General features: G+C 75.5%; 14 protein-coding genes. 11 read left to right on the plus strand and 3 right to left on the minus strand.

Translation table 11 applies throughout. The annotated features are described in order from the left end of the window. Positions 1-8: 8 nt before the first annotated feature. Genes JD79_RS14565 through JD79_RS14575 form a run of 3 tightly spaced genes read left to right on the plus strand, consistent with a single transcriptional unit; the run spans position 9 to position 1,719 of the window. Positions 9-476, plus strand: coding sequence for an SgcJ/EcaC family oxidoreductase (locus JD79_RS14565; RefSeq protein ID WP_110006098.1), 468 nt, complete (start codon positions 9-11; stop codon positions 474-476). Further along, positions 473-1,294: a sulfurtransferase gene (locus JD79_RS14570; RefSeq protein WP_110006099.1), complete on the plus strand. Its 822-nt coding sequence runs from the start codon at positions 473-475 to the stop codon at positions 1,292-1,294. The genes JD79_RS14565 and JD79_RS14570 overlap by 4 nt, the downstream gene beginning before the upstream one ends. 50 nt (positions 1,295-1,344) lie before the next feature. Further along, positions 1,345-1,719 carry a hypothetical protein gene (locus tag JD79_RS14575; RefSeq protein WP_110006100.1) on the plus strand — a complete coding sequence of 125 codons (375 nt, stop codon included), beginning with the start codon at positions 1,345-1,347 and terminating at the stop codon, positions 1,717-1,719. Between the two features lie 2 nt (positions 1,720-1,721). On the opposite strand, the gene JD79_RS14580 is transcribed toward JD79_RS14575, so the two are convergent. From JD79_RS14580 to JD79_RS14590, 3 genes are read right to left on the minus strand one after another with little or no spacing between them, the layout of a single operon-like run. Beyond that, on the minus strand, positions 1,722-2,465 hold the full coding sequence (locus tag JD79_RS14580; RefSeq protein WP_110006101.1) for a sirohydrochlorin chelatase: 744 nt from the start codon (positions 2,463-2,465) through the stop codon (positions 1,722-1,724). Continuing rightward, positions 2,462-3,217, minus strand: a complete 756-nt coding sequence (locus JD79_RS14585) for an SDR family oxidoreductase (RefSeq protein ID WP_110006102.1) — start codon at positions 3,215-3,217, stop codon at positions 2,462-2,464. The genes JD79_RS14580 and JD79_RS14585 overlap by 4 nt, the downstream gene beginning before the upstream one ends. A gap of 13 nt (positions 3,218-3,230) precedes the next feature. Continuing rightward, the gene (locus tag JD79_RS14590; protein ID WP_245900105.1) at positions 3,231-6,095 is read right to left on the minus strand and encodes an aconitate hydratase; all 2,865 of its coding nucleotides are present in this window, start codon (positions 6,093-6,095) and stop codon (positions 3,231-3,233) included. Between the two features lie 140 nt (positions 6,096-6,235). Between JD79_RS14590 and JD79_RS14595 the strand changes: the two genes are divergently transcribed. From JD79_RS14595 to JD79_RS14630, 8 genes are all read left to right on the plus strand, one after another. After that, positions 6,236-6,994, plus strand: a complete 759-nt coding sequence (locus tag JD79_RS14595) for an SIR2 family NAD-dependent protein deacylase (RefSeq protein WP_110006104.1) — start codon at positions 6,236-6,238, stop codon at positions 6,992-6,994. After that, a complete protein-coding gene (locus tag JD79_RS14600; RefSeq protein WP_110006105.1) occupies positions 6,991-7,317 on the plus strand; it encodes a hypothetical protein in 327 nt (108 codons plus the stop codon). Before JD79_RS14595 ends, JD79_RS14600 begins: the two co-directional genes overlap by 4 nt. Further along, the gene (locus JD79_RS14605; RefSeq protein WP_110006106.1) at positions 7,314-7,742 is read left to right on the plus strand and encodes a DUF1772 domain-containing protein; all 429 of its coding nucleotides are present in this window, start codon (positions 7,314-7,316) and stop codon (positions 7,740-7,742) included. Before JD79_RS14600 ends, JD79_RS14605 begins: the two co-directional genes overlap by 4 nt. Positions 7,743-7,805: 63 nt before the next feature. Continuing rightward, entirely contained in the window at positions 7,806-9,344 is a 1,539-nt protein-coding gene (locus JD79_RS14610; RefSeq protein ID WP_110006107.1) for an AMP-binding protein, read from the plus strand. Positions 9,345-9,500: 156 nt separating this feature from the next. Then, complete coding sequence (locus JD79_RS14615; protein ID WP_245900106.1) at positions 9,501-10,952, plus strand: C40 family peptidase; 1,452 nt, start codon at positions 9,501-9,503, stop codon at positions 10,950-10,952. A 322-nt stretch (positions 10,953-11,274) separates the two neighbouring features. Then, on the plus strand, positions 11,275-12,618 hold the full coding sequence (locus JD79_RS14620) for an AAA family ATPase (protein ID WP_245900107.1): 1,344 nt from the start codon (positions 11,275-11,277) through the stop codon (positions 12,616-12,618). Then, positions 12,615-13,634, plus strand: a complete 1,020-nt coding sequence (locus JD79_RS14625) for a DUF58 domain-containing protein (RefSeq protein ID WP_110006108.1) — start codon at positions 12,615-12,617, stop codon at positions 13,632-13,634. The genes JD79_RS14620 and JD79_RS14625 overlap by 4 nt, the downstream gene beginning before the upstream one ends. A 31-nt stretch (positions 13,635-13,665) precedes the next feature. After that, positions 13,666-14,625, plus strand: coding sequence for a VWA domain-containing protein (locus tag JD79_RS14630; RefSeq protein ID WP_110006109.1), 960 nt, complete (start codon positions 13,666-13,668; stop codon positions 14,623-14,625). Positions 14,626-14,644 lie beyond the last annotated feature (19 nt).

Genomic DNA, 14,644 nt, shown 5'->3' on the forward strand with positions numbered 1-14,644 from the left:
GGAGCTCCGTGACGTCCGCGCACCCGTACGACGCCCAGATCCGCGCCCTCTACGCCGCCTTCGTCGACGGCTGGAACCGGCGCAGCGGCGCGGCGGTGGCCGCGGTGTTCGCTGACGACGGCGACATGGTCGGCTACGACGGGACGACGGTGAGCGGCCGGCTCTCGATCGCCTCGGACCTGCGGCGCGTGTTCGGCAGCCACCCGACGGCGACCTACGTGGCCGTGGTCCGGTCCGTGCGGGCGATCAGCGACGGCGTGGCCGTGCTGCACGCGCACGCCGGGATGATCCCGCCGGGGGAGGACGACATCGACCCGGGGCTGCACAGCATCCACACGCTGGTCGCCGTCGACGAGGGCGGCGGGCGGTGGAAGACCACGCTCTTCCAGGCGACGCCGGCCGCGTGGCTCGGCCGCCGCGACGCCCGCGACGCCCTCACCCAGGAGCTGCGCGGGCTGCTGACCGCTCCCCGGTGAGCGTGCTGGTCGGTGCCGCGGAGCTGCGGGCGGCGGCTCCCCGGCCGGTGCTGCTCGACGTCCGCTGGGCGCTGGGCGACCCGCACGGGCGGGAGCGGTACCGGGCCGGGCACCTGCCGGGCGCGGTGTTCGCCGACCTGGAGACCGACCTGGCCGCGCCGCCGTCGTCCGCCCAGGGCCGGCACCCGCTGCCGCCGGTGCGGGCGCTGCAGGACGCGGCCCGGCGGTGGGGGATCCGGGCCGGGGACGCGGTGGTCGCCTACGACGCCACCGGCGGGCTGGCCGCCGCGCGGGCGTGGTGGCTGCTGCGCTGGGGCGGGCTGACCGACGTGCGGCTGCTCGACGGCGGGCTGGACGCCTGGGTCGCCGCCGGCGGGGAGCTCGAGACCGGCGAGGTCGTCCCGGAGCCCGGGGATGTCGTGCTGACCGGCGGCGGGATGCCCACGCTCACCGCCGACGAGGCGGCGGCGCTGCCCGCGCGGGGTGGCGTGCTGCTCGACGCGCGGGCCGGCGAGCGCTACCGCGGCGAGGTCGAGCCGGTCGACCCGCGCGCCGGCCACGTGCCCGGCGCGGTCAGCGCGCCGACGACGGAGAACCTGGCCGCCGGCGGGACGTTCCGCCGCGACCTCGCCGACCGGTTCGCCGCGCTCGGGGTGCGGCCCGGGACGGCGGTCGGCGTCTACTGCGGCTCCGGCGTCACCGCCGCGCACGAGGTGGCCGCGCTCGCGCAGGCCGGGATCGACGCGGCGCTGTGGCCGGGGTCGTGGTCGCAGTGGTCGGCCGACCCGTCCCGCCCGGTGGCCACCGGGCCCGGCTGAGCGCTGTCCGCGGTTCGCGCGCGGGAGGTCCCGGTGCCTAGCCTGCCCCCGTGGCGACGTGGGACGAGGTGCGGGCGGCGTGCGCGCCGGTGCTGGCCGACCTCGAGCGCACGCACCCCGGCGGGGCGCGGTTCGAGCGGGACACGGGGGCCTTCCCGGTGCCGGCCGAGGGCTGGCTCCGGGACACCCGGACGGGCACCGGGACCGGCCTCTTCCTCGTCGACGGCACACCGCTCGAGCAGGTCCTCGACGCCACGGAGAAGCTGCAGGAGGCGGCGTTCGACGTCGTGTGGGGCGCCTGGCCGGAGTGTCCCGAGCACCCCCGCGGGCACCCGCTCACCGTCGAGGCGCGCGACGCGGCCGCGGTGTGGGTGTGCGACCGCAGCGGGCGGGTGGTGGCGCGGGTCGGCGAGCTGCCCGGCTGAGCTCAGTCCAACGCGGCGTCGTAGCGGTCGAGCAGGACGGCGGCGATCCGCTCGTCGGGCAGCAGCGGAGCGGTGACGGCGTCGGCGCCGGCCTCGGCCAGCCTGCCGTGGAAGTGCCCGGGCGCCAGCAGGTAGGACGCGACCACCACCCGCTCGGCACCCCCGCGCCGCGCCGCGGCGACCGCGTCGGGCACCGGTGGCTGCGCGGCCGAGCCGTAGCCGGTGGTCACCGGGCCGGCCCAGGAGCGCTGCAGGAGGTCGGCGGTGTCCTCGACGTCGGCTCGCGAGCGCGGGTCGGAGGACCCGGCGGCGGCCAGCACGACGGCGGTCAGCGGGTCGCGCGGGTCGGCGCCGGCCTCGGCCAGCCGGTCGGACAGCACCGCCGCCAGCCGCGGGTCCGGTCCCAGCGGCCGGGCGGCGACGGCGGAGTCGTGCGCGGCCACGGCGCCGGCGATGTCGACGTGCACGTGGTACCCGCCCGAGAGCAGCAGCGGCACCACCACGGCCGGCCGCCCGTCCGCGGCGAGCCCCGCGACGACGTCGACCACCGTGGGCGGCTGCACGTCGACGAAGGCCGCCGTGGTCACCAGGCCCGGCCGCAGCCGGCGCGCGGCCAGCGCGAGCTCGGCCACCAGCCGCCGCCCGGTGGGGTTGCGCGTGCCGTGGGCGCAGGCGACCAGGACGTGGCCCTCGCGCAGGGGCCCGCCGCGAGCCTGCGAGGGGCGGGGGGCGAGGGGGTCCGTCATGGAGTACGGAGGACGCCGCCGTCGACGGCGACCATCGTGCCGGTGACGTAGGACGCGGCGGGGGAGAGCAGGAAGGCGGCGACCCGGCCGAACTCGTCGGGCTCGCCGACCCGCCGCAGCGGGATGCCGGCCTCGGTCCGGGAGCGCGCCTTCGCGGGGTCGCCGGAGGCGGCCTCGATCTCGGTGATGCGGTCGGTGGCGATCGTGCCGGGCATCAGCCCGACCACCCGGATCCCGCGGGGGCCGAGCTCGTCGGCCAGTGCCTTGAGGGTCATGGCCAGGCCCGGGCGCAGGGCGTTGGAGATGGCCAGGTGCCCGATCGGCTGGCGCACCGACGTCGACAGGACCATGCCGATGGCCGCGCCCTCGGACAGGTGCGGCACCAGCGCCCGCAGCAGCCGCAGCGGCCCGAGCAGGACGCTGTCGACGGCGGCCCGCCAGTCCTCCTCGGCCGTCTGCAGCACCGTGCCGGGCGCCGGCCCGCCGACGGAGACGAGGACGCCGTCGACCCGGCCGAGCCGCTCGAGCGCCGTCGTCACCAGGGTGCCGGCCGCGCCGGGGTCGGCGAGGTCGGCCGCCACCCCGGACGCGCCGTCGCCGAGGGCCGCCACGGCCGCGTCGACCGAGGAGGCCGAGCGGGAGCTGACGAGGACGCGCGCCCCGTCGGCGACCAGGGCCCGGGCGGTCGCGAGGCCCAGCCCCCGGCTCGCGCCGGTGAGCAGGTAGCCGCGACCGCCCAGGCCCAGGTCCATGACGCAGCCCCGATCAGGCGGCCGTGCCGCGCAGCGAGCGGAGCACGTACTGCATGATCCCGCCGTTGCGGTAGTAGTTCGCCTCGCCGGGGGTGTCGATCCGGACGCGGGCGTCGAACTCCACGTCCCCCGCCCTCACCTTCACCGTGCGCGGGGTCTCGCCGTCGTTGAGCGCCGTGATCCCGGTGATCGTGAACTCCTCGTCACCGGTCAGGCCGAGCGACTCCCGGTTCTGGCCCTCGGGGAACTGCAGCGGCAGCACGCCCATGCCGATGAGGTTGGAGCGGTGGATCCGCTCGTAGCTCTCGGCGATGACCGCCTTGACGCCCAGCAGCGCCGTCCCCTTGGCCGCCCAGTCGCGCGACGAGCCCGAGCCGTACTCCTTGCCGGCCAGCACGACCAGCGGGATGCCGGCCTCGGCGTAGGCCACGGAGGCGTCGTAGATCGTCGTCGTCTCGCCGGTGAGGTGGTTCTTGGTGACGCCGCCCTCGGTGCCGGGCACCAGCTGGTTGCGCAGCCGGATGTTGGCGAAGGTGCCGCGGATCATGACCTCGTGGTTCCCGCGGCGCGAGCCGTAGGAGTTGAAGTCGCGCCGGTCGACGCCGTGCTCCCGGAGGTACTTCCCGGCCGGGCTGTCGGCCTTGATCGAGCCGGCGGGGGAGATGTGGTCGGTGGTCACCGAGTCCCCGAGCACCGCCAGCGTGCGGGCGCCGGTGATGTCACCGACCGGGGCCGGCTCGGCCGGCATGCCCTCGAAGTACGGGGGACGCCGCACGTAGGTGCTCTGCGGGTCCCACTCGAAGGTGTCGCCGGTCGGGGTCGGCAGCGCCTGCCACTGCTCGGTGCCGGCGAAGACGTCGGCGTAGTCCTTGCTGAACATCTCCGCCGAGACGGCGTGGTCGATGACCCGCTGGACCTCCTGCGGGGACGGCCAGATGTCGCGCAGGAAGACGTCGTTGCCGTCCTCGTCGCGGCCCAGGGGGTCGTTGTTCAGGTCGACGTCCATGGACCCGGCCAGCGCGTAGGCGATGACCAGCGGCGGGGAGGCCAGGTAGTTCATCTTGACGTCGGGGTTGATCCGGCCCTCGAAGTTGCGGTTGCCCGAGAGCACCGAGACGACGGCGAGGTCGGCCTCGTTGACCGCCGCGCTGACCGGCTCGGGGAGCGGGCCGGAGTTGCCGATGCAGGTGGTGCAGCCGTAGCCGACCAGGTAGAAGCCGAGCTTCTCCAGGTACGGGGTGAGCTCGGCCTTCTCGTAGTAGTCCATGACGACCTTGGACCCGGGGGCCAGCGTCGTCTTCACCCACGGCTTGGTGGCCAGGCCGCGCTCGACGGCGTTCTTGGCCAGCAGCGCCGCGCCGATCATCACCTGCGGGTTGGACGTGTTGGTGCACGAGGTGATCGCGGCGATCACGACCGAGCCGTGGTCGACGAACGTCTCGGTGCCGTCCTCCAGGACCACGCGGGTCCGCTTCGACGGGCGGCCGGAGACCGGGTCGTCCTCGTAGTGGTGCGGCTGGCCGGCGCTGCCGTTGCCGCGCTCACTGCCCGGGGCCGAGGTGGCCGGGTCCGAGGCCGGGAAGGACTCCGCCGACGCCTCGTCGACGCGGGACTCGACGCCGTAGGGCTGCTCGTTCTGCGGCACGCCCGGCTTGCGGTCGTCCCCGCCGGTCTCGTCGTCGGAGACGTAGTCGGCGAGTGCGGCGCGGAAGGCGTGCTTGGCGTCGGTGATCGCCACGCGGTCCTGCGGCCGCTTGGGGCCGGCGATCGAGGGGACGACCGTGGCCAGGTCCAGCTCGAGGTACTCGGAGAAGGCCGGCTCGCGGGAGGGGTCGTGCCAGAGGCCCTGCTCCTTGGCGTAGGCCTCGACCAGCGCCACCTGCTCCGGCGAGCGGCCGGTGAGCTGCAGGTAGGTGATGGTCTCCTCGTCGATGGGGAACATGGCCGCGGTGGAGCCGAACTCCGGGCTCATGTTGCCGATCGTGGCGCGGTTGGCCAGCGGGACGGCGGAGACGCCGGCGCCGTAGAACTCGACGAACTTCCCGACGACGCCGTGCTGGCGCAGCATCTCGGTGATCGTCAGGACCAGGTCGGTGGCGGTGGCGCCCTCGGGCAGCTCGCCGGTCAGCTTGAAGCCGACGACGCGCGGGATGAGCATCGACACCGGCTGGCCGAGCATCGCGGCCTCGGCCTCGATGCCGCCGACGCCCCAGCCCAGCACGCCCAGGCCGTTGACCATGGTGGTGTGGCTGTCGGTGCCCACGCAGGTGTCGGGGTAGGCGACGACGCGGTCGCCCTCCTGGCGCGGGAAGACCACGCGGGCCAGGTGCTCGATGTTGACCTGGTGGACGATGCCGGTGCCCGGCGGGACGACCTTGAAGTCGTCGAAGGCGCCCTGGCCCCAGCGCAGGAACTGGTAGCGCTCGCCGTTGCGCTGGTACTCGATCTCGACGTTGCGCTCGAAGCTCTCCGGGGTGCCGAAGACGTCGGCGATGACGGAGTGGTCGATGACCAGCTCGGCCGGGGCGAGCGGGTTGATCTTGTTCGGGTCGCCGCCGAGGTCGGCCATGGCCTCGCGCATGGTGGCCAGGTCGACGATGCAGGGGACGCCGGTGAAGTCCTGCATGACCACGCGGGCCGGGGTGAACTGGATCTCCTGGTCGGGCTCGGCCGACGGGTCCCAGTTCGCGATCGCCCGGATGTGGTCGGCGGTGATGTCCGCGCCGTCCTCGGTGCGCAGCAGGTTCTCGAGCAGGACCTTCAGGCTGAAGGGGAGCTTGTCGGAGCCCTCGACCGCGTCGAGCCGGTAGATGTCGTAGTCGGTGCCCTCGACGCTGAGCGTCGACCGGGCTCCGAAGCTGTCCTTGCTGGCTGCCACTGCTTGCGCCTCACCCTCGAGTGTCCATCGGGCTTGAATGCCACCCTCCATCATCCCAGCCCGCGACGCAGAGGTCCTGGTGAGGCGACCCTTCCCTTCCTCCGTGACGTCGCTCTCACCACCGACCTACGGTGGAGTGCGTGACCGGTGCCGTCCCCGACCCGCTGCCCGAGTGGCTCACCGGCGCCCGGCGGATCGCCGTCCTCAGCGGTGCCGGCGTCTCCACCGACAGCGGCATCCCCGACTACCGCGGCCCGAACGGCGTGTGGACCCGCGACCCCGACGCCGAGAAGCTCGTGACGCTGTCCTACTACGTGGCCGACCCCGCGATCCGGCGGAAGGCGTGGCGCATGCGTGCCGACCTGCGGGCCGGTGACGTCGCCCCGAACGCCGGGCACCGGGCGCTGGTCGGCCTCGAGGCGCAGGGCCGGCTGCGGGCGCTGCTCACCCAGAACGTCGACGGGCTGCACCAGGCCGCGGGCTCCTCGCCGGACCGGGTGCTGGAGCTGCACGGCACCGTGCACGCCGTCGAGTGCCTGTCCTGCGGCGACCGGACGTCGATGGACAGCGCCCTGGCCCGCCTCGACGCCGGCGAGGAGGACCCGGCCTGCCTGGCCTGCGGCGGCATCCTCAAGTCGGCCACGGTGAGCTTCGGCCAGGCGCTGGACGAGCGGGTCCTCGCCGCGGCGGCGGAGGCGGCCGCCGACTGCGACGTCTTCCTCGCCGTCGGGACCTCGCTGGTCGTGTACCCGGTGGCCGGCCTGGTGGAGATCGCCGCCGCGCACGGTGCCCGCGTGGTCATCGTCAACGCCGAGCCCACGCCCTACGACGGGCTGGCCGACCTCGTCGTCCGCGAGCCGATCTCCGACGCGCTGCCACGGCTGCTGGGGACGGCGTGAGCCGCGCCGAGCTGGAGGCCCGCTACCGCGCGCTGGTGCTGCAGGAGCTGCCCGAGCGCGCGCGGGAGGGGCGCTGGGTGGTCACCGCCGACCACTGCTTCGGCCGGATCGTGCTCGACCACGCCGTCGGCGGGCGCTGGTACGACGTCCTCGACCGCCGGCGCTCCCCGGCGTTCGCCCAGCTGTCGGACGAGCAGCTGGCCGGCGCGGTCGCCCTGGCCGAGCGGGTGCTGGCCGAGGGCGACCCGCTGCTGCGCGCGCTGGACGCGCAGAGCCTCGCCTGGCGCGGCAGGCCGCCCAAGCCGGCGACGACGCGGCGGTGACGCTGCTCGTCGTCCACCTGGTGCTGACGGCGGCCTACGCCGGCTTCCAGTGGACGGTGCGCGCCGTCGTCTACCCGCAGTTCGCCCTGGTGCCGGCCGCGGCGTTCCCCGCCTACGAGCGGGCGCACCAGCGGCGGATCCCGCCCGTGGTCGGCCCGCTGTTCGCCGGGCAGGGGATCACCACGCTGTGGCTGCTGGCGGCCCGGCCCGAGGGGGTCCCGCTGCTGCCGGTCTTCGCGGGCGGCGTGTGCCTGGCCGTCGTCCTCGGCGTCACCGGCCTGCTGGCCGTGCCGCTGCACCGGCGGCTGGGGGAGGGCTTCGACGCCCGCGTGCTCGCCCGGCTGCTGCGGGTGGACACCGTCCGCGCGCTCGCGGCCAGCGCCGGGACGGTCGTGGCCGCGTGGCTGCTGCTCGCCAGCGGCTAGCGTGACACCGACCACGTCCAGCGGCTGACCGGGACGCCGGCAGCCCTGCCACCGGGAGCCCGCATGCGCGTGCCCTTGACCACCCGCGACTTCCTCGACCGTGCCGAGCTGGTCTACGGCGACCGGGTCGGTGTCGTCGACGAGCCCGCCCAGCCGGCACCGTCGCTCGGGGAGGTGTCCTACCGCGAGGTGGCCCGCCGCGGCCGCGCGCTGCAGGCGGGGCTCGACGCGCTCGGGGTGGGGGAGGGCGAGCGGATCGCGATCGTCAGCCACAACGCCGCGCGGCTGCTGGAGGTGCTGCTGGCCGTCCCGTCCTCGGGCCGGGTGGCGGTGCCGGTCAACTTCCGGCTCAACCCGGAGGAGGTGTCCTACATCGTCGGGCACTGCGGCGCGAGGGTGCTGCTGGTCGACCCGGAGCTGGAGACCTCGCTCAAGGGCGTGCAGGCCGAGCACCGCTTCGGCACCGGCGAGGAGTACGAGCAGCTGCTCGCCTTCGACGCCGAGCCGCGCGCGTGGGGCGAGCCCGACGAGGACGCCACCGCCACGATCAACTACACCAGCGGGACGACGGCGCGGCCCAAGGGCGTGCAGATGACCCACCGCAACATCTGGGTCAACGCGGTGACCTTCGGCATGCACATGCAGGTCAGCGACCGCGACGTCTACCTGCACACGCTGCCGATGTTCCACTGCAACGGCTGGGGCCTGCCCTACACGATGGCCGGTCTGGGAGCCCGCCAGGTGGTGCTGCGCAAGGTCGACGGCGCGGAGATCCTGCGCCGCGTCGAGCAGCACGGCGTGACGATGATGTCCGGGGCGCCGGCGGTGTGGAACGCCGTCCTCGAGGCCGCCGCCGACTGGGACGGCGAGGTCCCCGGCCGCGACCGGGTGCGGATCGTCGTCGCCGGGGCGCCGCCGCCCTCGCGCACCATCGCCCGCGTCGAGGCCGAGCTCGGCTGGGAGTTCAACCAGATCTACGGCCTCACCGAGACCGCGCCGCTGCTCACCGTCAACCGGCCGCGCGCCGAGTGGGACGACCTCGACCGGGAGGAGCGGGCGAAGCTGCTCTCGCGGGCCGGCGTCCCGGCGCTGGGCACGCGCATCGCCGTCAGCGAGACCGGCGAGGTGCTCGCGCAGGGCAACACCGTGCTCGCCGGCTACTGGGAGAACCCCGACGCCTCGGCCGAGGCCCTGGAGGACGGCTGGTTCCACACCGGCGACGGCGGCAGCCTCGACGAAGGCGGCTACCTGACCATCTCCGACCGCAAGAAGGACGTGATCATCACCGGCGGCGAGAACGTCTCCTCCATCGAGGTCGAGGACGCCGTGTTCAGCCACCCCGCCGTCGCCGAGGTCGCCGTCATCGGCATCCCCGACGACAAGTGGGGGGAGCTGGTGACCGCGCTCGTGGTGCTCGCCGAGGGCCGGACCGCCACCGCCGAGGAGATCATCGCCCACTGCCGGTCGCGGCTGGCCGGCTACAAGGCGCCCAAGCGGGTCGAGTTCCGCGACGAGCTGGCCCGCACCGCCACCGGCAAGATCCAGAAGTTCAAGCTGCGCGAGTCCTTCTGGTCCGGCACCGGCGGCCGCCAGGTGAACTAGCGCCGGCCGACGCCTCCCCCCTCGGGGTGAGGGGGGCCCGTCCACCCCTCCGCAGGTCACCCGGACCGGTCGATCACCGGTCCGGGTGGCGCTCGCACGGGCGCCCGGAGAGCACGCGCCCGGCCCCGACGCCGGCGCGCCGGGAGGGGTCGGCACGTGGGTACGGGTACGCGCACGCGACATCACTGGGCGGTCCGCGCCGCCGGCACGGCGATCGCCGGGCTGGTCCTCCTCGGGCTGACGCCGGGCACCGCCTCGGCCGCCCCCAGCGACGCCGAGATCGCCGCGGCCGAGGCCGCCCGCGACGCGGCCGCCGCCCAGGTGGGCGTGCTCAGCGCCCGGCTGGCCGAGGCCGAGGCCGCCGCCGACGCGGCGCGCCAGGGCGCGCAGATCGCCCTGCAGGACTACGAGCAGCTGCAGGCGGCCTACCAGGCCGCCCGGGCCGCCGCCGACGCCGCCGTCGCCGCCGCCGCGCAGGCCGAGGCCGACGTCGCCGGGGGCGTCGCGCAGGTCGCCGGCTACGCGCGCACCACCTACATCCAGGGCAGCACCGCGCCCGGCGCCACGGCGCTGCTGTCCGCCGACGGTCCGGCCCAGCTGATCGAGCGCGCCGCGCTGCTCGAGGCGGCCGGCACCCACCGCGTCGACGTCGTCACCGAGCTCACCGCGCTGCAGGTGCAGGCCGACCGCACCGAGGAGCAGGCGCAGACCGCGTCCGCCGAGGCCGAGGTGCTGCAGGAGCAGGCCGCCGTCGCGCTGGCCGACGCCCAGGCGCAGGAGAGCTCCGCCCGCGCGCAGACCGCCGCCCTCACCGAGCAGCGCGACGCCGTCGCCGAGCAGGCCGAGGCCGCCGGGCAGCAGGTCGCCGGGATGCAGGCCGAGCAGGACGCCGCCGAGGCCGCCGCCGCGCAGGCCGCCGCCGCCCAGGCCGCCGCCGCACGGGCCGCCGCCGCCCGGCCTGCCGCCCCCGCCCCGGCACCGGCCGCCGCGCCGTCGCGCGGCAGCACGTCCAGCAGCGCGTCCTCGCCGTCGTCGTCCTCGTCGTCGTCCTCGCCGTCGCCGTCGTCGTCCTCGTCGTCGTCGTCCTCGGGCGGCTCGACGTCGTCCTCGCGGGGTTCGACGCCGTCGACCGGCGCGTCCTCCGGCAACCCGGCGCCGCCGCGGGCCACCACGGCCGGCGCACCGTCGGCCTCGGCGGTGCGGACCGCCATCGACGCGGCGCTCTCCCAGCGCGGCGTCCCCTACAGCTGGGGAGGCGGCGGCGCCAACGGGCCGAGCTACGGCATCACCTACCCGGACACCGGCATCCGTGGCTTCGACTGCTCGGGGCTGATGGAGTACGCCTACGCGCGGGCCGGCATCCGGATCGGCGGCACCAGCCGCGACCAGTGGTACCTCAACCGCGGGAAGACCGTGGCGCGGGCGGACCTGCGTGCCGGTGACCTGGTCTTCTGGGGCACCGGCGACGACTACAGGTCCATCTACCACGTGGCCATGTACCTCGGCGACGGCACGGTGGTGCAGGCGCCGCAGAGCGGGGACGTCGTCAGGGTCTCGCCGATGTGGTACGGCAGTGACTACTTCGGTGCCGTGCGCCCGACGGCGTAGCTCGCGGCCGGGGAGTTGGGGCGTCGGGCAGCCACGGGGGGAGCTGCCCGACGCACCGACCACGCTAGCAGTCACGCCCGCGCTGGTGCAGGGGTTGCGCACCCCGGGCGTGCCGTGGTCGCGCGGCGACGGCGCGTCGCCCGGCGCGTCGCGCCGCGAGGCCGCCGCCGGGGCCTCCGGCGTGCCCGCGCGCGCGACGGACGGACTGCCAGCTCCGTGTAGGACACTGGCGGACGGGACGGGCGAGGAGCCCCGTCGCCGGCCTCCCGTGTCGCTGCCGTGACGCGGCCGGAGGCCGAGGACCGGCACGACAGGGAGCCCTGTGACCACCGCCGCCAGCAGCCCGCTCGAGAAGCCCGCCGGCGCCAGTGCCGTGGGCGCCGGCGCGCCGGTCCCGCCCTCGGTGGACGCCGCGCGGCTGGAACGCGCCCTGTTCGAGATCAAGCGGGTCATCGTCGGCCAGGACCGGCTGGTGGAGCGGATGCTGGTCGCCCTGCTCGCCCGCGGCCACGTGCTCCTCGAGGGCGTACCCGGCGTCGCGAAGACCCTCGCGGTCGAGACGCTGGCCCGGGTCGTGGGCGGGAAGTTCGCCCGCCTGCAGTTCACCCCCGACCTCGTGCCCGCCGACATCCTCGGCACCCGCATCTACAAGGCCGGGCAGGACGCCTTCGACACCGAGCTCGGCCCGGTGTTCGCCAACTTCGTGCTCACCGACGAGATCAACCGCGCGCCGGCGAAGGTGCAGTCGGCGCTGCTGGAGGTCATGGCCGAGCGGCAGGTCTCGATCGGCGGCGTCACCCACCGGCTGCCCGACCCGTTCCTCGTGCTGGCCACGCAGAACCCGATCGAGTCCGAGGGCGTCTACCCGCTGCCCGAGGCCCAGCGCGACCGTTTCCTCATGAAGGTGCTCGTGGACTACCCGAGCCCGGAGGAGGAGCGCGAGATCATCTACCGGATGGGTGCCAACCCGCCGGTGGCCGAGACGATCCTCGGCCCCGACGACCTGCGCCGCATGCAGCGCACCGCCTCGCAGGTGTTCGTGCACCACGCGCTGGTCGACTACGTCGTGCGGCTCGTCGTCGCCACCCGGCAGCCGCGCGAGCACGGCATGGACGACGTCGCCTCCTGGGTGTCCTACGGCGCGAGCCCCCGTGCCTCGCTCGGCCTCATCTCGGCCGGCCGCGCGCTGGCGCTGGTCCGCGGCCGCGACTACGTGCTGCCGCAGGACGTCCTCGACGTCACCACCGACGTGCTGCGCCACCGGCTGGTGCTGTCCTACGACGCGCTGGCCGACGGGGTCCCCGCCGACCACGTGGTCAAGCGGATCCTGCAGACGGTGCCGCTGCCGCAGGTCACGCCGCGCCAGCGCTCCGGCGGCTTCGGCCCGGCCGCGCCCGGCGGCCCGCAGGTGCCGCCGCCGGGGGCGCCGCTGTTCGGCCCGCCGCAGGGTCCCTACGGCGCCGGCTTCCCGCCCGTTCCGCAGGCCCCGGGCGGCCTGCCGGGCAACGGCCAGGCTCCGCACGGCCAGGTCCCCAACGGCCAGACCCCGCACGGCCAGGTCCCCAACGGCCAGGCCCCGCACGGCCAGGTCCCCAACGGTCAGGCGCCCCAGGGTCAGCCGGGTCCCGGCGGCAACGGGCACGCCCCGGGGAACCCGCAGGCGTGAGGCTCCGGCGCGGCCGGGCGCGGGCGGGGGAGGACCCCGCCCCGCCCGCGGACGAGCCGGCCCCGGCTCCCACCCCGGTACCGGCCGCGGACCCCGACGGCGCACCGCCGCACTTCGGCGAGGGCCCGGCCGACGTCCTGCTCCAGCGGCTGGAGCTCACCGTCCGCCGGCGGCTCGACGGGCTGCTGCAGGGTGACCACCTGGGCCTGGTGCCGGGCTCGGGCAGCGAGGCCGGCGACTCCCGGACCTACCACCCGGGCGACGACGTCCGGCGCATGGACTGGCCGGTGACCGCGCGCACCCAGGTGCCGCACGTCCGCGAGACGATCGCCGACCGCGAGCTCGAGACCTGGGCGGTGGTCGACCTGTCGGCCAGTCTCGACTTCGGCACCGGCCTGTGCGACAAGCGCGACCTCGCGATCGCCGGGCTCGCCGCGGTCAGCCACCTCACCGTGCACGGCGGCAACCGGCTCGGCGCGGTCGTCACCACCGGCGAGCGGATCGACCGCTACCCGGCGCAGGCGGGGCGGCTGGCCGCCGACCGGCTGCTGCGCGCCGTCGTCGCCACCCCCCGCGCCGCGACCGGGCGCCGCGGTGACCTCGCGGCCGCGCTGGAGACGCTGCGCCGCCCGCCGCGGCGCCGCGGGCTGGTCGTCGTCGTGTCCGACTTCCTCGGCGACCTCGACTGGGAGCGTCCGCTGCGCGGCCTGGGCACCCGGCACGAGCTCTTGGGCATCGAGGTGGTGGACCCACGGGAGCTGGAGCTGCCCGACGTCGGCCCGCTGACCGTCGTCGACCCGGAGTCCGGGCAGACCCTCGAGGTGCCCACCGGCGACCCGCGCTTCCGCGCCCGCTTCGCCGAGGCGGCGGCCGAGCAGCGGCGGGCGATCGCCGCCGGGCTGCGCCGCGCCGGGGCCGGGCACCTGCAGCTGCGGACCGACCGCGACTGGGTGATGGACGTCGTCCGGTTCGTCGCCGACCGCCGGCGTGCCGGCAGCGGCGGGGCGTCCCGGTGAGCACCCCCGGCAGTACGAGAGAGGTCCGCCCGTGAGTTTCCAGTCACCGCTGTGGCTGATCGCGCTCGTCCCCGTCGTCGCGCTGGCGGTGCTCTACGTGGTCCGCCAGCTGCGCCGCCGGGTGTACGCGGCGCGGTTCTCCCAGACCGGGCTGGTGCAGAGCCTGCTGCCCAAGCGGGCCGGCTGGGTGCGGCACGTCGCGTTCGGCCTGACGCTGGCGGCGCTGCTGGGGCTGGTCCTCTCGCTGGCGCAGCCGAGCACCGAGGTGCGGGTGCCACGGGAGACCGCGACCGTCGTCCTGGCCCTGGACGTCTCGCTGTCGATGCAGGCCGAGGACATCGAGCCCAGCCGGTTCGAGGCGATGAAGGACGCCGCCAGCGACTTCGTCGACATCCTGCCGGAGCGGATCAACCTGGGGCTGGTGTCGTTCTCGGGCACCGCGTCGACGCTGGTGGCGCCGACCACCGACCGCGAGCAGGTGCGTGGCGCGATCCAGAACCTGGAGCTGTCGGAGGCGACGGCGATCGGCGAGGCGATCTTCACCTCGCTGACCACCATCGCCACGTTCCAGGCCACGCTCGACGTCGGCGAGGACGAGGCCCTGCCGCCGGCGCGGATCCTGCTGCTGTCCGACGGCTACAACACCGTCGGCCGGGAGAACACGCAGGCGATCGCCGCGGCGCAGGCGGCCCAGGTGCCGGTGTCGACCATCGCGTTCGGCACCGACTACGGGTCGATCGAGATCGGCGGCGAGGTGACGCCGGTGCCGATCGACCGCGACGCGCTGCGGCAGATCGCCGACGAGACCGGCGGCCAGTACAACGAGGCCCGCACCCGCGCCGAGCTGGAGGCCGTCTACGACGACCTCGGCAGCCAGATCGGCTACACGACCGAGCCGCAGGACGTCTCGTACTGGTTCGTGCGGGTGGCCACGCTGCTGCTCGCCTGCGGGCTCGGGCTCGCCGCCTGGCGGCTGCAGCGCCTGTTCTGACCGACCGGGCCGGGGACAC

Source organism: Geodermatophilus normandii, from assembly GCF_003182485.1.
Taxonomy (GTDB): Bacteria; Actinomycetota; Actinomycetes; order Mycobacteriales; family Geodermatophilaceae; genus Geodermatophilus; species Geodermatophilus normandii.